Here is a 19229-nt window from a genome sequence, read left to right as displayed (position 1 = left end):
GAGCGAAGCGAGTTTAGGGTTTTTAGCGAAAATGTAATAGAATTTAGGTGAAGTATTTTAGCCTTGACTTTTTGTTTCTTTTGGGTCAAGCCAAAAGAAAAAAGAGATAACTACAGTAAAATGAAGAAGTCTAGTGCAGAATCAAGCTGAATAAGGGATGTGTTTATTTCATCACAACATCTTAATTAACCAAAGAACAAATGCAGGAATTCACTAAAATAGAACGAATCGTTCCGCAGTTGAAACCAACTAACGAACGTGTAGATAATTTCAGAGAAATCAGTCATCAGTACACTAAGGAGGAAGCACGCTCACAGGCAAGTCGTTGTGTTCAGTGTGGAAACCCTTACTGTAGTGCATCGGGCTGTCCTTTGAGCAATAATATTCCGCAATGGCTTAAGTTCATTGCACAAAAAGATTTGGAATTGGCCTTCCGTATTTCAAACGAAACATCTCCATTTCCAGAGATTTTAGGACGTATTTGTCCGCAAGATCGTCTGTGTGAAGGAGCTTGTACTTTGAATGATGGAAATGATGAGCATACAATCGGAGCAATTACGATTGGTTCAATTGAAGTAGCCATTTCTGAAAGAGGATTTGAAGCAGGTTTAAAACCTGAGTTTGCTTCTCAAAAAACAGGACATAAAGTAGCAATTATCGGATCAGGACCTGCAGGTCTTTCGTGTGCAACTTTCTTGTTGAGAGCAGGGATTACACCTGTAGTTTATGAGAAAGCAGATGCTGCTGGAGGTCTTTTGACTTACGGTATTCCTGGTTTCAAATTGGAGAAAAAAGCTGTTGAGCGAAGAGTAAATTCTTTGCTTGAAGCAGGTATGGAGCTTCACCTTAGCACCGAGATTGGAAAAGATGTTACTTTCCAAGAAATCTATGATAAGCATGATGCGGTGTTCATGGGAATTGGGGCTACACAAGGTAAAGTTCTTTCAGACGAGAATTATAATACAGACAACCTTTACATGGCTGTTCCTTTCTTGACCAATACGCAAAAGAAATTGGATGAGAAAATGTACGATAAAAAGTACGATGTAAAAGGAAAGAATGTCATCGTGATTGGTGGTGGTGATACAGCAATGGACTGTGTGCGTACTTCAATCCGTGAAAATGCTGCTTCGGTAAGATGTTTCTATCGTCGTGATGAAATAAATATGCCGGGTAGCCGTAAAGAGGTTGCAGCAGCCAAAGAAGAAGGTGTAGAATTCAGGTTCTTGGAGCAACCAAAACGTTTCCAAGTTGATGAAGCAGGAAATATCACAGCTGTTGAGTTTGTAAATATGCAACTGAGCGAAGCAGATGCTTCAGGAAGACAAAGAGCTTCAGAAGTAGCTGGAAGTGAGCATTTCGAAGAAGCTGATATCGTAATTCTTGCGCTAGGTTTTGACAACGAGCGTAGTAAGTATCTAAATGCGAATGGCATTGATACAAACGAATGGGGCGCAATTGTAACTAACGATAAGTTAGAAACTTCTAAGAAAGGAGTTTATGCAGGAGGTGATACTGTTCGTGGTGCTGACTTGGTTGTAACAGCTGCTTTAGACGGTAGAGAAGCTGCTTTCAATATCATGGAAGTTCTATTGGAAGAGACAGAGGAAGACGTCGTTAAAGCTACAGTTTAAAGTTTAAGGAAAGTATTTTAATCTTTCAACATAGAGTTTTGGCAGTGTACGCAATTATTTGTGTGCACTGCCTTTTTTTGTCCTTAAAACTCTAATTGAGACTACCAGTTTCCAATGGTAGAAGCAAGTTCTTCATCTGTGATTTTTTCTACATTGTATTCGCCAGAGAACATAGCATAAAGAGGGAAGGTAGTTGCTTCCATAATTGAAGAACGGTAAGTTTTGGCATATCGTTGTCCTTCTTCTACTCTCATCTCAACTTGTTCTGGAGCTGTTTCATGGATATCAAAATCCCAAGTTTTGTGAATGAACAACTCAGCTGCAGGAACAAAAACTAGATGTGTATCGAATTTACTTTTAGATTTGGTTTTCAGAACCTTTTTTAAGTCTTCTTGAGATTCAGCTAGAGTCTTATTGTAGACCACATAGCCATCTACAAGTAAAGGAACTTCATACTCTACTACCGTTGAATTTAGCTGTGCAGCTAGCTCTTCAGGGATATCTACGTTGTTACCAAGAAGTCCTGCAAGAGGATTAGGGTTCCCCATTTCGTACTTGATGCTGTAGATGACGAAATCTCTTCTACTTACATTTAGGATTCCTCCATCAATACCAACTGTAAAAGGCATTTTAGGGCCATCATTTACGCTTACATGATGTTCACCAGACATCAAGACCATATTCGCAAACTCGTTGTCCGTTTTGTAAAAGGGGATTCGGATAGAGTCATCGAGAATAACTTTATTATTCTTTACGAATTCATTGTCGATTTTCACATTTACTTTTCGAGGGCTAGGCTCACAGCTAAAAAGCATGGTGAATGACAATAAAATGAGTGATGATGAAAGTGTTTTTAAAAAGTTTTTCATTTCAAAAAAGTATTAGTCTAAAAGTTGTATTTAAAAAGTTCGTTTTTAAAGTAGGTGTTTGATTTTCAAAAACCTAAGTAAAAGCTAATAATGCCTGTTAATTAACATAATTCGCCTATAAATCCCTCATTTTTAAGCTCAAATTCAAATTAGATTAATCTAAGGAATTGAAAATCCATCTTGTCTTATCCTATTATTCTACTTAATTTTTATATAGATCGATGAAAAACTATCTCTCTCTCAATTAACTCATCTTTCATCGACACTTATAAAATTACAGTGCATCAAAAAAGGATTTTTTACTCAATCCATTAACACAAATGAAATCACTAAAACTACCTATAGGCATCATTTGCCTATTACTTTTTGTTACGTCTTGTACAAAAAACGACCAATTCAAACCATTTGAAGAAGAAAACTCTAATCAACAATCAATAGCCAAAAGAGCTGCAACAGGCTTGGACTATGGCTTGTATTGGTTTGATGGAAACGGGCAAAGTCTTTCTGGCTTTAATCATTCAACGGGGCAAGTAGAGAATGTCCCATCCAATTATTATTCTAATCATAAACCAACAATCATTCATTTTCATGGATGGCAACCTAACTCAGATGAGCGAGAGTCATTTCAATTGACAAATAGTTCGCTGAATGTAGATGTCAATACCATGGAAGCATGGAAAGCACAAGGCTGGAATGTCGGTGTATTTTATTGGGATCAGTTTGCGAATGAGGCGGAAGTGAAAGATGCTGAAGCTAAAATATGGTCGGCTAATGGACCAAGAGGAATGCGTTATCGAAAATCGGACGGGAGCTATGCAAATAGTTCTTCATTAAATGTGAGTGTAAGTCAGATGGCTTTTGAGCAGGTAGCCGCAGTACTACAAAATAACTCGAGTGGCAATTTTAGACTTTCTGGTCACTCTTTAGGGAATCAATTGGCTCTGAATGTCGCTCATTTACTAGATGAAAATGGACATAGTCAATTAGTACCTAAACGTATAGAATTGTTAGATCCTTTTTGGAGTAAATCAGCGAAAAGCTATTTGGGAGATGAAAATGGTGATGGTAATGATGATTGGACAGGTGAACGCTGCCGTTGGTATGGGAGAGAGTTGATTAATAATCACAATACAGCAGTTACATGGTATCGATCTTCTGCCATTTTAGATTTAGGTATTGGAGACCAAAATACCTCATTTGAAAGTGATGTTGCACTCGTTCAACTTCGGCTTTGGTACTTGAATGGCTTTGATATTGCAAATAAACATGTCTATGTAAGGCATCATTATTTTTGGAGTATGGCATTTGATCCACCAGTAGAATGTACGATAAGTTGGTGGCAAAGAAAGTCAACAGGAAAAGATGGCGCTTCAGCTTCAACCTCAGACAGTAGAATTCGAGAAATGATGGGAGATAGATATTTATGGGATCAAGTAGAAGGACGTTATACTGTGTCTCCACAAGATGACTGGTCTGAAAGGAAAAGCTACTAGAAAAAGTTAGAGAGAGATAAAAGTCAGTAGCGTTATAGCTACTGACTTTTAGTATTTAGGAAATTATCTATTGTAGGCATCAATCGCATTAGAAAGATGATCATATTTTTTCAATCCTGTGAAATACCCAATCCAGTTCAATCCTGCTCCAAGTAGTGTTAAGGCAATCCCAGTGGTTTGTCCAGATGAAAGAGATGAAGAAGATGAGTTAGTTGAATAAGGATCATAGCTAGAAGACATAGATGAAGTGTCATTAGTTTCATTACTGCTACTAGATAAGAATTTGATGATTCCGACCAGAACTAATCCTGAGCCAGCAACAATGAATCCTGTTTGCGTATTTTTGACCTTCTTATATTCAAGCATGTGTTTCATACTTTCAGGGTTGTCAGCCAAATCTACAAGAAGGTTTGTGTAGTTTGCTCTTTTGAGATCTTCAAAGCCCTTGTTGTAATAATACTTCAACTTTGTAGAAGAACCTCCGCCTCCCATAAACATTCCAGTACCAGCATTGTATGTTCCCGGATTGTAAACGGTTTGTGCAGTCTCGTACAAGTTGATTTTACCTTTTCGGATTCGTTCGCTGAAAAGATTACTGCCTGTAATGTTTACAGTGTTTGCAAAAAATCCCGTTTCGTTTTTGTAAAACTTGACGTTGGTTACAGCTTGCTTGTCTTGGTCTACTCTGAATGACGCAGAACCTAAAAATACAGGTCTCTTGTAGTCGATAGTTTTTGCGTATTGAACAGTGCCATTAAAGAAATAAAGAAAGTTTTTAGATTGATCAACTTCTTGTGCTACCATTGTGGTAGAAAATAAGCTGAGAACAGTCAGAAAGTTTAAAAATAATCTCATTATTAAAAAGTTTGCTATTATAATAAACTATGAAGGTAAACGATGAGATGCAGATATCCTAAGCCATTATTACTTTGAATGAACACGCTATTTTTCTTTTAAATATGGGAAGGTAATCGTGAAAGTAGTCTGTACACCTTGTTCACTATCTACTTCAATTTTTCCCTCATGTAAATCAACAAACTCTTTAACGACTGAAAGTCCAACACCAGTTCCTTTGAAATTTTCAGTGTTTTTAGCTCTGAAGAAAGGCTGAAAAAGATTAGGAATATCCTCTTTCGCAATACCAATCCCGAAGTCTTGAACTTGAAAAATCATTGATGTTTCTTGATACTGAATAATTGCTTTCGGACTCTTTTTTCCTTTAGAGTATTTGACGGCATTTGAGAAAAGATTAGAAACGATATTTTCTGCAAGCTTACCATCCATCCACATTGTTTTTGACTCACCTCTTATTTCAAGTTCAATTTTCTGCTCATCAGTTAAGAGAAGATCATATTGCGTTATGATTTTTTTAACTAGCAGATTAAAGCAAATAACAGAAGGAGAGAAATGAATTGTTTTAGCCTCAATTTTATCCTTCGTTAGAAGGTTTTCCATAAGGTTTGTCAATTGCTCAAGGGCTTGATGAATTTGAAGAGTGTGTCTGTTAATGTTGAGTGCTGATTCTGCGTGTTTTTTAATATGAAATTCAATCAGGTCAATAGAAGAATGAATAACGGCTAAAGGAGTTCTGAACTGATGTGAAACCATAGACAAAAACTTGGACTTGAGTTTTATAAGCTCCTCATGTTCTTGGATAGTTTTCTGATAGCTTTGTTCATGACGAATTCTTGCAGTTATATCTTGTACCACGCATTCGTATCCTTTTAGTATGCCATCTTCAATTTTTTTATTGACAGCTATGGTCATGTAATGTATACTTTCATCAGCAGCTCTAACCTCAATTTCTTTTTCTAGAAATAAATCTTCGAGTGATTTACCATTCAGTAAGATGTCTTTTAATGAAGAAAGTTCATCTTTTTGATAACCTAGAATGTTTTCAATAGAAGGACTGACATAAGTTAAGTTCTGCTCATGATCTAGGGTTGCTAGAAAGAAATTGTCTTTGATCGATTCAATAAGTTCTTTATACTTTTTCTGACTCTTTTTTAGCCCTTGGTTTTGTTTCGATATTTTTTTGCGATAAATCTCAATGGTAGATCTGAATGTCGAGACAATACCTCCCACAAGGGGCATGATGATCATAGTAAAGGCAAAACGTTGTTGGAGGATGATATCGAGTTTAAAGAAATCCTCAATTTGGAAATTGAGAGAGTAGAGTGTGAGTGCAAGAAGTAAGAAGCAAAAGAATATAGCTACATATGGGAAGTATATTGATTTTAGGAGTTGAGCATAAACGACAATCGAGATAACGAACATGAGGGGAGCGATGCCTTCAAGACCACCATCGTTGAGCCAAGCATTAATTGTGAAAATGGTATTGTTGAACCCTTGAATAAAAAAAGGGAGATAAAATTTTCTTCTATTTCTACTTAGAAAGAAAGCGAGAAAGAAACTAAGGGCGATAGATACCTTAAACGTAATTTGGTAAGGGCAGTTAGCATTGAAGATTTCGAAGCAAGCAAATAAGGAACTCCCAATAGTTGCGGCAAGGTTACAGAAGACCAAAATACGTTGTTCCATCGAGTAGTCTCCGTATGGGTCTGAGAGTCTAATCCAGTATGATTTATTTACATATTCTTTTGCATACTTCATACAATAAAAATACTTCAAAAACACATTTTCTTAGATACTCACTTCCTTCAAGAACTTACTTTGGTACGAATAAACAATTTTTTAAATAAGGAAAACAAGTCTCTAAATGAGGTGAAAAGGAAGTATGATGCTATTTTTTTAAACTTTTTTTAACGTTGCGCGTAAATCTTCAAAGGTGATTTTTTCTGCAAAAACCATAAATACTTCTTATTTTTAGACACTATCGAGCTTTGTGAATATTTTGTTATAAATATTGAGAGGGATTTCTTTTGAGGTATGCTAGAAATATAGTTTCTTTTTTTAACCACCTAAAGACTTTAACAGCGAAGTTCGCTTTTTCCGACCGTTTATTACTTGATTTAAATACTTAATTGTTATGGGCAAGCCACTAGGCAAAATCCTCATCGTAGATGATAATGAAGATATATTGATTGCTGCCAAAATGCTACTTAAAAAGCATGCAGATTTGGTACAAGTTGAGAAAAATCCGGGTAAAATCCCTTTTCTTCTGAATCATGATTCATACGATGTTATTCTTTTAGATATGAACTTTACTCGTGATACAGTTTCGGGTAAAGAAGGATTTCATTGGCTAGAACAAATCTTGGAAATTGATCCGAAAGCAGTTGTAATCATGATTACGGCTTACGGTGATGTAGAAATGGCTGTCCGTTCGCTGAAAGCTGGTGCAACTGATTTTGTAATGAAACCATGGCAAAATGAAAAGTTGATTGCTACGCTAACTTCTGCGGTAAAGCTCAGAAAATCTTACAACCAAGTGGAGGATTTGAAGGCTGAAAAAGCACAATTAACTACAGCTCTAAAGCAGTCAAGTGGTGAGACAACTATCGTCGGAAATTCTGAAAAGATGGTAGATGTATTCAACCTTATCAATAAAGTTGCACAGACAGATGCCAATGTATTGATCTTGGGAGAAAACGGAACGGGAAAAGAAGTAATTGCAAAAACCATTCATGAAAATTCACTGAGACAAGACAATGTCTTTATCAGTGTAGATATGGGTGCGGTTACTGAAACACTTTTTGAAAGTGAGTTATTCGGACATAAAAAAGGAGCTTTTACCGATGCGAAAGAAGATCGGGCAGGGCGTTTTGAGATTGCGAACTCAGGAACACTTTTTTTAGATGAAATCGGTAACCTATCAATGCCTTTGCAGTCTAAGCTGTTGACTGTACTTCAGAAAAGAGAAGTAACTCGTGTAGGAGCGAATAAGGTAATTCCGATCGACATCCGTCTGATCTGTGCTACAAATATGCACTTACATGAAATGGTTGAGCGTAACGAATTCCGTCAAGATTTGCTCTACCGTATGAATACGGTAGAAATAAATCTGCCAGCACTTCGTGAAAGAGCTTCGGATATTCCTGCTTTGGCTACTCACTTCACACAGTTGTACAGTAAAAAGTATAGAAAAGACATCAGAGATCTTTCGGCACAAGCTTTAAAGAAACTACAGAAATACCATTGGCCAGGAAATATCAGAGAGTTGCAACACGCCATCGAAAGAGCCGTGATTATGGCAGATGGAGATGTTTTACAACCTGTTGATTTCATGTTCTTAATTGAGAAAAGTGATGAAGCAGAGTTTGAATTCTCAGAATATGACTTGGAAACAGTAGAGAAAATGGTGATCCAGAAAGTGATTAGTAAGCATTCTGGGAATATTTCAAAAGCAGCTAAAGCTTTGGGCTTGACGAGAGCATCTTTATACAGACGATTGGAGAAGCATGGGCTTTAAGAATTTCAGACAAAATATAATTGCCCGCGTACTTGGGCTTTGTGTTAGTATCTATTTCATGACTGCGCTCTTTTATGAGCATATGTATGGAACAGGTATTCTATTGGGTATTTTGGTTGTTTATCAGACTTTAGCATTGATAAATTTGGTTGATCGTTCAAATCAAGAAATGATCAGCTTTTTCAATTCTATTCGTTATGATGATCTTTCGAGTACCTACCGTTCTGAAAATACGGATGCTTCATTTGCTGATTTGAACCAAGAGTTTAATAAAGTATTAGCCCGTTTTAGAGAAATTAGAGCTGAAAAAGAATCTCATTATCAATACTTGAAAAACATCATTCATCATGTAGGAATTGGTGTTTTGTCTTTCGATTCTCAAGGTAAAATTCAGATAGTTAACAATGCAGCAAAAAGACTTCTTCGTTTTCAATCGATTCGTTTTGTACACGAATTGGAAGACTTTAGTGAAGAACTTTATGAGGCATTAAAGAATCTGAAAACAGGAGCCAGAACGTTAGTGAGAGTACAAGTAGGGAAAGAGAAAGTACAGCTAGCTATCTATGTTATCGAACTTTATCTTCAAGGGAAAGAATATAAATTAGCCACTTTTCAGAATATTCATAATGAATTAGAAGAACAGGAAATGGAAGCATGGCAAAACTTAATTCGAGTTTTGACACATGAAATTATGAACTCTGTAACGCCTGTCTCTTCTTTAGCAGGTACATTGGAAGGAGAGCTTGAATATTTGATGGAGAAAGAAGATGATATTGAGAAAGAAGAACTAGAAGATTTTACAGAGGCTGTTCAAGTTATCCAAAAAAGAAGTGAGTCATTGATCAGATTTGTAAATGAATTTAGAAGTCTGACTCATGTACCAGAACCTAAATTAGCTCATACGAGAGTCGAAGATATATTTGCTCATATCCGTTTGCTCATGGATTCGGAGTGCAATGGGTGTGATATTTCATTGAATACAATCGTTGATCCAGAGTCTCTTCTGATAACTGTTGACGCAGGGCAAATTGAGCAAGTTCTGATCAATATGGTCAAAAATGCGATTCAATCTTTTGAGACTCAAACAAAGTCAGAGCCTAAATGTATTACCTTAAAAGCTAAGGTTAATCCGCAAACAGGTAAGCCTGAAATTAAAGTTCGTGACAATGGTGCAGGGATTGATAGTGAAGCACTAGACCGTATATTCATTCCATTTTTCACAACAAAACCAAAGGGTTCAGGTATCGGTTTAAGTTTGTCAAAACAAATTATGCGATACCATAAAGGAACCATAACTGTCCACTCAAAGGTTGGAGAAGGAACAGAGTTTATATTAAAATTCTGATTCTAACGTTCTTAATATAGAATCAAAGTAGAGTGGTAGTTGACACAATGAGAAATAAGAAGTTAAGTATTATTGTATGCCTTAGTTTTTTGCTATTGTTCACAAGTTTTAATTCTAGTGAACGATCAGCTTGGAATGTAGAAATGTATGATCAGTATACTTATAAAAGTTATACTTCTTATGAAGCCTTTTCAGAAAATCTAGACTCAAAAACACTTGATATTCCTCTTCTAAATGCCGCTATTTTTTATGAAACAAACAGAGAGCGAGCAAAGAAAAAACTTCCTTTATTCATTTATTCTAAAGAAGCCGAGAGGGCAAGCCTTCTTCATTCGGAAGACATGTCAAAAGGTGATTTTTTTAGTCATTCAAACCCTCAAAAAGGAAGAGAAACAACTTCAAAGCGTTTAGAAAAAGAAGGCGTACATTGGCAAGTTTGTGCCGAAAATATAGCAATTGGCTTGATGTATCCACTTGAAGACCAATCGTACTTTCCTCCATCTGTAAATAAGGGTTATTTTAGTTTAGAGTATCAAGGGAAGCCTATAACGATCAGAACTTATGCAAAAATGGCAGTGCAAATAGTAAAAATGTGGATGGACTCCAAGCCACATAGAGCCAATATTCTCAATCCTAAGTTTACTCATTTGGGCTGTGGAAACTATCCTAAAAAAGTGAAAAAACAGGATCAAGTACCTCAAGTTTATAGTACTCAGAATTTTTTTACATACTTCAAAGAAGACGAAGGCCAAAATAAATAATCAATCTTCTGAGGGATAAGCAAAACAATCTTTTATGTTGACTTAGGAAATATTTAATTATTACTTGTGCCTTTTTTCTCAAAAATTTTACATTTGCATCATTGATACTGATTACGACTTCTATTTAAGAGCAGAATTGTTTCTTACAGGGAATTAAAGTCATCGTTTTGTAATAAAATAAGGTGGAATAAGATATAGGGAGAATTATTTTTCATTAAATAGATTGAATGCAGAATAATTTATCAATATATTTGTTTTGACTATAGAAGAGAGGATTTATAGCACAAGTAAATTGATACTCCATTTTTTCCGACATTAAGGTATAAGCAGGAGTTTTTTAACCATTTAAAACCACGAAGATCATGAGTGCGTCTGCAAAGTTAGATATGACAGATAGAAAGATACTCGATATCCTTCAGCGTCATGCAAAAATTACAAATGCGCAATTGTCAAAAGATATTGAACTGTCTCCAGCTCCGACTTTGGAGAGAGTTAAAAAGCTTGAGAATGCGGGGATTATACAGAGTTATCACGCTAAATTGAATACTAAAGCTTTAGGGCTTGGTGTGACAACATTTGTAAATGTGAAGTTGGCTAAGTACAACAAGGAAAATACGGAAGAGTTCTTGAGAAAGGCAAATGAGATTCCTGAAGTGATTGAATGTCATCAAGTAACAGGAAATAGCCATTACTTACTGAAAATCATTACTTCAGATATTGAAACTTATCAGAAAGTATTACTGGATAAGATCAGTGCTATTGAGGAAATTGATGATGTACAGTCTATGGTCGTATTGTCTACACCAAAAGATAGTAATACAATTCCAATCCCATAACACTATGTTTTAGTGTTTTTAAAAGGAGTGATTAATTTAGTTAATCACTCCTTTTTTATTTTAATCTATTTTCCAGCAACTCTATTGAAAAATTCTTTCATATAAGCTTCATCAGGTACTTTTCTATAATCATCTTGGGTAATGAAAATACCATCTTCGGAAGGAATGACTTGATAAATGAAAACATATTCGGGAGCTTCATCTGCTTCTAGCCAACCATTGAATTGTCCAAACCTGAGATCATTGACCAATAGCTTTTCACCTGCTTTTTCTACAGTATAAAAACCTTTTGTCACTTGGAGTAAACGTTGGAGGTCTTTATGGTCAGAATATGGTTTTAATAAATCATGATTTTTAGGCGCAAAGCCAAATGATATTTCGTTTTGACTATCATCTAAAACAGAATAAAAACCAGTGTAGTAACCTTCTTCCGTTTCGGCAGTAATACTCCATAGAAGTGTATTGAATGGAGTTGGTTTTGTGATATACCTATTGATTTTTACACCTTTATCTTCCAATGCAGTTTTAAAGTGACTTGTCGCGATTTGTTGCATACTAAATCCGAAAATGAGATATAATGTGCTTAAGCCTAAAGCAAGATTCACTAATTTCTGTCTAGTAGGATTTTCCTTTTTTAGAAATAAGAGAATAGGTAATGCTATTAAAAATGGAATAGTGTAAAGAGGGTCAACGACAAAGACATTATAAAATGCTACACCATAGGAAGAGAATGGCCAAAAAAGTTGAGTACCCCAAGTCGTACAACAATCCAATAAACTATGTGTTGAAAAGGCTAAAAAGAAGAAAACATACCATCGGTTGAATGAAATAGATGTAGACCATTTTTTGGCAAGCCAAGCGAATAACCATCCTCCAATGACCATAAAGAGTAAAGAATGTGATACACTTCTATGAAAAGTGAGTTCGCCTACTGTATCTAAAAAAGGATTGAAGAGAACATCCAAATCAGGAATAGTACCAGCAATTCCGCCTAGCAGTAAAGCTTTATTTCCTAGTTTTTTTCCTAAAGTGACTTCTCCGATTGCTGCACCTAATACAAATTGAGATAAAGAGTCCATTGTTTGTTATATTTTTCCACTTTCTAAATATTCTTCAAAGTCTACAATCAACTGAAATGTTTCAGAAAATCGATTAAGAGGAAGTTTTCTTGTGTCGTAGATGTCATGATAGTTTTTCCAATTTCCCATTAAGTAAAAGAAAAAGGAAGGAACACCTGTTTCGGTAAAGAAGTAATGGTCAGAGTTTGCCGCTTTACCTCTAGCATTTATCAAAGGTAAATAGCTGTGTTTGTCATTAATGCGTTTAATAGCTTCAAATTCTTTCTTAAAAATACTTCCATTTACAGCTGTCATACCTTCTTCTCCAGAAGCCATCAAATCTATATTGATTAAGAAACGAATCTTTTCAAGTGGAAAGAGCGGATGACTTACATAATATTTTGAACCTATAAGCCCGACTTCTTCAGCCCCGAATGCCATAAAAACAACATTATACTTTGGTGGATTTTTAGTGTAGAAATCTATTAACTCCAACATCATAGCTACTCCACTGGCATTGTCATTCCCTCCAGGGAAATAGACTTTTTTTCCAATGCTTCCTAAATGGTCATAATGCGCTGAAAAAACGATGGACGAATCATTTTTACTACTCCCTTCGATATATCCGATGACATTTTTACTCAAATAATCTTCTTTGAATTCTGTTTTGAGCTCAAAATCTATTTTAGCACCATCTTTGATATGCTTTTCCAAAATATAGAATTGAGGGATTGGAAGTTGATATCTGCCAACTCCCATAGTGAGTTTGTCAGTAGAAAATATGAGGGCTTTTGCTCTTATCAATTGAGAAACGAATGACTTTGGTAGTGTAAAGAGTTTGTTGGCATAATTATCGGATATGACTAGCGCATGATCTTCTAAATTTAGATGTGATAAGTCGTTTGGTGGATTCTCAAAAATAGAATCGGCTAAGAATAAAAGATTGGTTATAGCTTCGCCATTTGCAGATGTAGAAACAGGAATATAATCTCTTCCAACTTTAAGTTTCTTATCATCAATTTTGAGTTTTGGCTTTAAAGGAAATGTGTTTATACTCAGAGGGAATTCTTGAAAGTATGAATCAGTATAGGATTTTAGAGACCTTGATTTGTAAAAATTAAAGATATATTCCGCAGCTTTATCACTACCTTGGAAAGTATAACCTCTACCATGTAATTTTCGAGAACATAAATATTTAATATGTTTTTTAACTGCTTTCATATCCTGTCCAATCGATGTGTAACAAGAAAAAATGAACAGCATAGAGAAAAAAAATAGACGGATTCTTATCATTTAAATAGAACTTCTGTTTTTAAGAATAAAAGGGAGTCATTTTTTAATGAATCGCTTTTCTACACTTTGAAATCCCTTTCAATTAATCTGAAAATCATTAACTTTGCCAAATTCTTTGCAAAAAGAATTTTGTGCTTTGACAAAATCAAGAACTGTAAATATAATATGAAACCAACGCTTTTAGTACTAGCCGCAGGCATGGGAAGTAGATATGGGTCACTAAAGCAAATCGATAAGTTTGGGCCTTCAGGAGAAAAAATTATTGATTATTCGATCTACGATGCTATTAGAGCAGGCTTTGGTAAAGTGGTCTTCGTTATTAGAGAATCTTTAGAAGAAGAGTTTAAGAATGAAATCTTTAACAAATTCTCTGATAAAATTGAAGTAGAATATGTTTTCCAAGAGTTGGATAATTTACCAGAAGGAGTGGAGTTACCTGCAGACCGAGTGAAACCTTGGGGAACAGGACACGCTGTAATGGTAGCTAAAGATAAAATTCAAGAACCTTTTGCTGTAATTAATGCCGATGACTTCTATGGAAGTGATGCATTTAAGACAATGGCTGATTTCTTAGTGAAACTAAATCCATCAGATGTCTCTGAGCAATGTATGGTTGGTTACCGCTTAGAAAACACATTATCGGAATTTGGTTCTGTATCAAGAGGTATTTGTGTTGTAGATAATGCAGATAATTTGGAGTCTATCACAGAGAGAACACAAATTAAGACTGTAGGAGATCACATTGAGTATTTAGGAGATGATGATCAAGAAGATCATACGCTTTCTCCAGACTCAGTAGCTTCTATGAATTTGATGGGCTTTACTCCTGCTGCGTTTGAATACTTTGAAAGAGAATTCGAGCTATTCATTAAAGCAAGAGGAAATGAATTGAAATCAGAGTTTTATTTACCATCAGTAGTAAATACTATGATTCAAGAAGGCGTTTCTAAATTTAAAGTACTGACAACCGATGCAAAATGGTTTGGAGTGACTTATAAGGAAGATAAGGAAATCGCTGTAGATAAAATCCAAAAACTAGTAGATGAAGAAGTTTATCAAGCACCTTTGTGGTAATTGGTTTTCTCAAATCAAAAGAATCTCATGTTTGAAATAAGCATGAGATTTTTTTATGCAATTTTATTTAAAGATAAAGTTTTATCCATTCGCTCTAGTGCTTAATATCGCACAGAAATAGATTAACGACTTAGTTGATTCATTAAAATTCTAAACTAGAAACTTAAAATTTGTTTAAGCTGTAAAGAAAAAAACGGAATTGCGTATAACAGCAATAAGTTATCTTTTTAGGGCTGACACCTAATTTGTGTAAACAATAATAGTGTAATGGTATTTGAAACTGTTAATCCGTCTACTCAAAAGGTTATATCTACATTCGAGGAAACTCGTGATTTATCTGCAATTCTCAAGCATTTGAGAGACGGGCAGAAAGAATGGCAAAAGACGTCTATTGACCGTAGGCTTGTTTGTATTGAGAAACTATACTTACTGCTTGAGCAAGAAAAAGAAAAGCTGGCAGAAATAGTTACAAAAGAGACTGGAAAGCCTATTTTACAAGCAATAGAAGAGATCAATGACGCCAAAGATAGAATAGCTTACTTCTTGAACAATGCAATCCAACATTTACAAGATGAAGTGTTGGTGGAAGATGATGAGTTTAGGGAAAAAATAATATACGAACCTAAAGGAGTCATTGGCGTTATTGCCGCTTGGAGTAGACCTTACTTATATGCCGTAAATGTGATCATTCCAGCATTGCTTTCTGGAAATGCTGTAATGTATAAACCATCAAGATTCTCATTCTTGAGTGGATTGAAGCTACAAGAACTCTTGTATGATACAGGTATTCCCGAAAATGCTTTCAAAACAATTATAGGAAATGGAGATACCGCTAAGCAAATCTTAGATATGCCTCTTGATGCCTATTTTGTAAAGGCTTCGCACCGTACAGGTAAAAAGATTCAGCATAAACTTGCACACAGAATAGTACCATGTCATATGGAACTAAGTGGTAAAGATGCTGTATTTGTTTCTAAGCATATTGAAAACTTGCTGAAGGCAGTAAAGCAAATAGCAAGAGCTGTATTTAAGAACAATGGACAAAGCTGTAATTCTGTAGCCAGAATTTATGTACATCATGCCATTTATGATCGCTTTATAGAAGAGTTTTTGGCTCAAATAGAAACGTACAAGGTTGGCGATCCACAAAAGAAAGATACATTCTTAGGACCTCTTATACATGAACGTCAGATCAGACTTCTTGAAGAACATATTGAGGATGCTTTAGAGAAAGGAGCAGTTTGCTATACTGGAGGGAAACGAATCGATAGAGATGGTTTTTACTTTGAGCCAACGGTTCTAGGGAATGCAAATCATGATATGTTTATCATGAAGGATGAAAGCTTAGGACCTGTGATTGGTATTCAAAAAGTAGCTAGTCCGCATGAGGCAATTCATTTTATGAATGATACAAACTTTGGTTTGGCATCCTCGGTTTTCTCAGATATAAAAGAAGAAGCAGATTTTGTGCTCGAACAAATCAACTGTGGTACGGTTTATTGGAACTGTTGTGATCGCAAAAGTCCGAGACTGTCATGGACTGGGCGTAAAAACTCAGGAACCAATATGGGAATGCTACACTTAGGTATAAGAGCGTTCGTTAACCCTAAAGTATACCAATTCAGAAGGAGTGAGTATATCCATCAAGGGGAATAATTGAGCCGTAAATTTGATTGTATTAGGCCCTCTTAAGCTTTAATTTTTCTAAATAAAGCGCTATAAAACACCGATTTAGAGGTGCTTTAATTGCAATATCTTGAAAATAAATCTATTAACGGAAGGCTATATTGGTATTTAAAAAATAAATATGTAGCTTTGCAAGCCGTAAAAATTTAATAGCGAGAAAAGATGAAAAGAACATTTCAACCTTCGAATAGAAAAAGAAAAAATAAGCACGGATTCAAATCAAGAATGTCTACTCCAGGTGGAAGAAACGTGTTAGCTTCTAGAAGAGCAAAAGGAAGAAAAAAATTGACTGTTTCTGACGAAAGAAAGCACAAAGCGTAATTGCTAAATAGCTTCGTAAAGTAAACAATCACTTCAAAATATTAGAATTATGAAAAAGAGAGTAGCAAAAAAGATCCTAAAGAACAAAGAGACTTTGAACTACAACAAAGGTCAGGTAGCGAAAGCTGAGACTGTAATGGCTCGTTACGAAAGAAACGCAAAAGCTGAGGCATAATCTTAAGGATTATGCCCCTTTTTCTTTTCCGACAGGAAGGTTGTTATGGCATTGTCTATGAAAATAAAGACGAGACAGCAGAATTTTCCTCGTAAGGAAAAATTGAAAAGCCGTAAAGTCATACAAGAAATGTTCACCGAAGGTTCTTCGGTGTTCTCTTACCCTTTCAAATTATATTACCTCCCATCTTCTCAATCCTCTGAGACGACTTCTTTTGTATACCCTGAATTTTTAGTTTCGGTTTCTAAAAGAAATTTTAAACATGCCGTAGACCGAAACCGTATCAAAAGAATGATCCGTGAAAATTATAGATTACACAAAGCAATTCTCGAAGAATCGGGAACTTCATTACATGCTATTGGTGTGGTATATGTAGGGAAAAAGATTGAACCTTTTGACCTAATGGATCGAAAACTACGTAAACTCCTATATACACTTGGAGAAAAAGCCTAGATTAGTTTGTTAAAAAAGCACAATTTTTGACAGATGTAAACAAGGCCAATTATCTTCATGATTTTCTGGTTAAATATTTTGTAACTTAAACTAAATATTTTCAACCAGCCATTAGGCTTTATTGATATACATGGAGTTTCTTACTCGATCATGTATCTGAACAATTAACCTACGTACAAATAATTCTCATGCAAAAGAAACACAAGTTACTTGTCGGGGGGCTTCTGAGTATTGCGGCAATCTTCTTTTCATTTACACCTACAGATCGTTACTTCGAGATCGCAAAGAATATGCAAATCTTTGCCAAGTTGTATCAAGAAGTGAATAGCTATTATGTGGAAGATGTCAATCCTACTACACTTATGAATACTGGGATTGAGGCTATGCTACAGACTTTAGACCCTTACACGAATTATATTCCAGAAGATAAGATTGAAGATTATCGTACCATGACCACTGGTGAATATGGTGGACTTGGGGTTGTTGTTGGTGCTCATAATGGAAAAGTAACAGTGTTGATGCCAAATGAAGGATATCCAGCGCACAAGGCTGGTCTTCAGATTGGAGATGAAATCTTGGCTGTTGATGGTCGTACTGTAGATGAGAACAACACACAAGAGATAAGCAAATTTTTAAAAGGACAAGCGAAGTCAAAAGTGACTCTAAATATCAAACGTTTTGGGGTTGATGAACCTTTCAATGTAGACCTTGTACGTGAAAACATTCAGCTTAAAAATGTACCATACTACGGTATGGTTAATAATGATATCGGATTAATTCAGTTAACAGATTTTACGCGTACAGCAAGTAAAGAAGTTGGTGAAGCCTTGAAGGATTTGAAAAGTCAAGGAGCTGAAAAAATCATTATCGACTTACGTGGGAACCCAGGAGGACTTTTACAAGAGGCTGTGAATATTTCCAATATGTTTTTACCTAAAGGTTCGGATATCGTAACGATGAAAGGTAAAAGAACAGAGTGGAATAAAACGCATAAAGGTAATAATCGTCCAATTGATGTAGATATACCTGTAGCAGTTCTGATCAATGGAAATAGTGCTTCGGCAGCAGAAATTGTTTCTGGAGTGATTCAAGATTATGACAGAGGGGTCTTGGTTGGCCAACGTTCTTTTGGAAAAGGTTTGGTACAAGCTACTCGTGACCTAGAATATAACTCAAAACTAAAAGTTACTGTAGCCAAATATTATATTCCTAGCGGAAGATGTATTCAAGCGATTGACTATGCGCACAGAGATGGAGAGGGGCATGCGAACAAAGTTCCAGATTCATTGAGAGTTGCTTTTGAAACTGCAAATGGCAGAACAGTGTATGATGGTGGTGGAGTAGCTCCAGACATTACTGTAGACATGAGAATGCCAGCTCAAATTACTAGAGCATTGGTACTCAAAGGACACATCTTCGATTATGCTACTGTTTTTCATTTCAATACAAAGACAATTCCTGATGCAAAGGAGTTTAAGTTGACAGATGAAGAGTACGAGGACTTTGTAGAGTGGTTAAAAGAAAAAGATTACAACTACGAAACCCAAGTAGAAAATGCACTTATCAGTTTAGAAGATGCAGCTAAAGAAGATCGTTATTACGATGGAATCAAAGAGCAAATAGATGCACTTTCTAAAAAAATATCTTCTGATAAAGCATCTGATTTGTACAAATTCAAAGATGAAATTAAAGCAATTTTAGAAACAGAAATTGCGAAAAGATATTACTTGCAGAGAGGAGAAATTGAAGCTTCATTTGACTATGATGATGACCTAACAGAGGCAATCAATGTATTGAATGATACTGAACGTTACAATAAAATCCTTTCTGGAAATTAAGCTTTAAAAAGTTTATACCAA

Annotated in this window: 17 protein-coding genes; 12 read left to right on the top strand and 5 right to left on the bottom strand. The window is 35.5% G+C overall.

Features of this window, described 5'->3' with window-relative positions:
- Positions 1 to 200 precede the first annotated feature (200 nt).
- Positions 201 to 1634 (top strand): glutamate synthase subunit beta, encoded by a 1434-nt coding sequence (locus tag BC781_RS24245; protein WP_109622927.1) that lies wholly within the window; start codon positions 201 to 203, stop codon positions 1632 to 1634.
- Between the two features lie 101 nt (positions 1635 to 1735).
- Here the strand turns inward: BC781_RS24245 and BC781_RS24240 are convergent, their stop codons facing one another.
- The gene (locus BC781_RS24240; protein ID WP_146201775.1) at positions 1736 to 2503 is read right to left on the bottom strand and encodes a hypothetical protein; all 768 of its coding nucleotides are present in this window, start codon (positions 2501 to 2503) and stop codon (positions 1736 to 1738) included.
- 320 nt (positions 2504 to 2823) lie between these two features.
- Here BC781_RS24240 and BC781_RS24235 point away from each other — a divergent pair, with 320 nt between their 5' ends.
- Positions 2824 to 3996, top strand: a complete 1173-nt coding sequence (locus BC781_RS24235; RefSeq protein ID WP_109622924.1) for a thioesterase domain-containing protein — start codon at positions 2824 to 2826, stop codon at positions 3994 to 3996.
- Between the two features lie 63 nt (positions 3997 to 4059).
- On the opposite strand, the gene BC781_RS24230 is transcribed toward BC781_RS24235, so the two are convergent.
- Complete coding sequence (locus tag BC781_RS24230; RefSeq protein WP_146201774.1) at positions 4060 to 4851, bottom strand: hypothetical protein; 792 nt, start codon at positions 4849 to 4851, stop codon at positions 4060 to 4062.
- 87 nt (positions 4852 to 4938) lie between these two features.
- On the bottom strand, positions 4939 to 6609 hold the full coding sequence (locus BC781_RS24225) for a sensor histidine kinase (RefSeq protein WP_109622921.1): 1671 nt from the start codon (positions 6607 to 6609) through the stop codon (positions 4939 to 4941).
- Between the two features lie 376 nt (positions 6610 to 6985).
- Between BC781_RS24225 and BC781_RS24220 the strand changes: the two genes are divergently transcribed.
- The 4 genes from BC781_RS24220 to BC781_RS24205 all read left to right on the top strand — a co-directional run bounded on the left by BC781_RS24220 (position 6986) and on the right by BC781_RS24205 (position 11310).
- Positions 6986 to 8368, top strand: coding sequence for a sigma-54-dependent transcriptional regulator (locus BC781_RS24220; protein ID WP_109622918.1), 1383 nt, complete (start codon positions 6986 to 6988; stop codon positions 8366 to 8368).
- Entirely contained in the window at positions 8358 to 9713 is a 1356-nt protein-coding gene (locus tag BC781_RS24215; protein WP_109622916.1) for a sensor histidine kinase, read from the top strand. The genes BC781_RS24220 and BC781_RS24215 overlap by 11 nt, the downstream gene beginning before the upstream one ends.
- A gap of 47 nt (positions 9714 to 9760) precedes the next feature.
- Positions 9761 to 10474, top strand: a complete 714-nt coding sequence (locus BC781_RS24210) for a CAP domain-containing protein (protein ID WP_146201773.1) — start codon at positions 9761 to 9763, stop codon at positions 10472 to 10474.
- A gap of 362 nt (positions 10475 to 10836) precedes the next feature.
- Positions 10837 to 11310, top strand: a complete 474-nt coding sequence (locus tag BC781_RS24205) for an Lrp/AsnC family transcriptional regulator (protein WP_109622914.1) — start codon at positions 10837 to 10839, stop codon at positions 11308 to 11310.
- A 65-nt stretch (positions 11311 to 11375) separates the two neighbouring features.
- On the opposite strand, the gene BC781_RS24200 is transcribed toward BC781_RS24205, so the two are convergent.
- On the bottom strand, positions 11376 to 12389 hold the full coding sequence (locus BC781_RS24200) for a metal-dependent hydrolase (RefSeq protein ID WP_109622913.1): 1014 nt from the start codon (positions 12387 to 12389) through the stop codon (positions 11376 to 11378).
- A gap of 6 nt (positions 12390 to 12395) precedes the next feature.
- Positions 12396 to 13589 carry a M28 family metallopeptidase gene (locus BC781_RS24195; protein ID WP_158281576.1) on the bottom strand — a complete coding sequence of 398 codons (1194 nt, stop codon included), beginning with the start codon at positions 13587 to 13589 and terminating at the stop codon, positions 12396 to 12398.
- A gap of 237 nt (positions 13590 to 13826) precedes the next feature.
- Between BC781_RS24195 and BC781_RS24190 the strand changes: the two genes are divergently transcribed.
- The 6 genes from BC781_RS24190 to BC781_RS24170 all read left to right on the top strand — a co-directional run bounded on the left by BC781_RS24190 (position 13827) and on the right by BC781_RS24170 (position 19208).
- Positions 13827 to 14735, top strand: a complete 909-nt coding sequence (locus BC781_RS24190; protein ID WP_109622909.1) for a nucleotidyltransferase family protein — start codon at positions 13827 to 13829, stop codon at positions 14733 to 14735.
- Between the two features lie 267 nt (positions 14736 to 15002).
- Positions 15003 to 16391, top strand: a complete 1389-nt coding sequence (locus BC781_RS24185; RefSeq protein ID WP_109622907.1) for an aldehyde dehydrogenase family protein — start codon at positions 15003 to 15005, stop codon at positions 16389 to 16391.
- A 192-nt stretch (positions 16392 to 16583) separates the two neighbouring features.
- Positions 16584 to 16742, top strand: coding sequence for a 50S ribosomal protein L34 (gene rpmH / locus BC781_RS24180; protein WP_109622905.1), 159 nt, complete (start codon positions 16584 to 16586; stop codon positions 16740 to 16742).
- A 49-nt stretch (positions 16743 to 16791) separates the two neighbouring features.
- A complete protein-coding gene (locus BC781_RS25815) occupies positions 16792 to 16917 on the top strand; it encodes a hypothetical protein (RefSeq protein WP_262510279.1) in 126 nt (41 codons plus the stop codon).
- Positions 16918 to 16974: 57 nt separating this feature from the next.
- Positions 16975 to 17370: a ribonuclease P protein component gene (gene rnpA, locus BC781_RS24175; RefSeq protein WP_245935660.1), complete on the top strand. Its 396-nt coding sequence runs from the start codon at positions 16975 to 16977 to the stop codon at positions 17368 to 17370.
- Positions 17371 to 17558: 188 nt separating this feature from the next.
- Positions 17559 to 19208 carry a S41 family peptidase gene (locus tag BC781_RS24170; protein WP_109622900.1) on the top strand — a complete coding sequence of 550 codons (1650 nt, stop codon included), beginning with the start codon at positions 17559 to 17561 and terminating at the stop codon, positions 19206 to 19208.
- Positions 19209 to 19229: the final 21 nt, after the last annotated feature.

Origin of the sequence: Sediminitomix flava (assembly GCF_003149185.1) — a bacterium.
Taxonomy (GTDB): domain Bacteria; phylum Bacteroidota; class Bacteroidia; order Cytophagales; family Flammeovirgaceae; genus Sediminitomix; species Sediminitomix flava.
This window is presented reverse-complemented; position numbering and strand designations above follow the sequence as displayed.

Coding starts and splice junctions, on each gene's coding strand:
- BC781_RS24245 (WP_109622927.1), top strand. CDS start 201: ATGCAGGAATTCACTAAAATAGAACGAATCGTTCCGCAGTTGAAACCA.
- BC781_RS24240 (WP_146201775.1), bottom strand. CDS start 2,503: ATGAAAAACTTTTTAAAAACACTTTCATCATCACTCATTTTATTGTCA.
- BC781_RS24235 (WP_109622924.1), top strand. CDS start 2,824: ATGAAATCACTAAAACTACCTATAGGCATCATTTGCCTATTACTTTTT.
- BC781_RS24230 (WP_146201774.1), bottom strand. CDS start 4,851: ATGAGATTATTTTTAAACTTTCTGACTGTTCTCAGCTTATTTTCTACC.
- BC781_RS24225 (WP_109622921.1), bottom strand. CDS start 6,609: ATGAAGTATGCAAAAGAATATGTAAATAAATCATACTGGATTAGACTC.
- BC781_RS24220 (WP_109622918.1), top strand. CDS start 6,986: ATGGGCAAGCCACTAGGCAAAATCCTCATCGTAGATGATAATGAAGAT.
- BC781_RS24215 (WP_109622916.1), top strand. CDS start 8,358: ATGGGCTTTAAGAATTTCAGACAAAATATAATTGCCCGCGTACTTGGG.
- BC781_RS24210 (WP_146201773.1), top strand. CDS start 9,761: ATGAGAAATAAGAAGTTAAGTATTATTGTATGCCTTAGTTTTTTGCTA.
- BC781_RS24205 (WP_109622914.1), top strand. CDS start 10,837: ATGAGTGCGTCTGCAAAGTTAGATATGACAGATAGAAAGATACTCGAT.
- BC781_RS24200 (WP_109622913.1), bottom strand. CDS start 12,389: ATGGACTCTTTATCTCAATTTGTATTAGGTGCAGCAATCGGAGAAGTC.
- BC781_RS24195 (WP_158281576.1), bottom strand. CDS start 13,589: ATGAAAGCAGTTAAAAAACATATTAAATATTTATGTTCTCGAAAATTA.
- BC781_RS24190 (WP_109622909.1), top strand. CDS start 13,827: ATGAAACCAACGCTTTTAGTACTAGCCGCAGGCATGGGAAGTAGATAT.
- BC781_RS24185 (WP_109622907.1), top strand. CDS start 15,003: ATGGTATTTGAAACTGTTAATCCGTCTACTCAAAAGGTTATATCTACA.
- rpmH (WP_109622905.1), top strand. CDS start 16,584: ATGAAAAGAACATTTCAACCTTCGAATAGAAAAAGAAAAAATAAGCAC.
- BC781_RS25815 (WP_262510279.1), top strand. CDS start 16,792: ATGAAAAAGAGAGTAGCAAAAAAGATCCTAAAGAACAAAGAGACTTTG.
- rnpA (WP_245935660.1), top strand. CDS start 16,975: ATGAAAATAAAGACGAGACAGCAGAATTTTCCTCGTAAGGAAAAATTG.
- BC781_RS24170 (WP_109622900.1), top strand. CDS start 17,559: ATGCAAAAGAAACACAAGTTACTTGTCGGGGGGCTTCTGAGTATTGCG.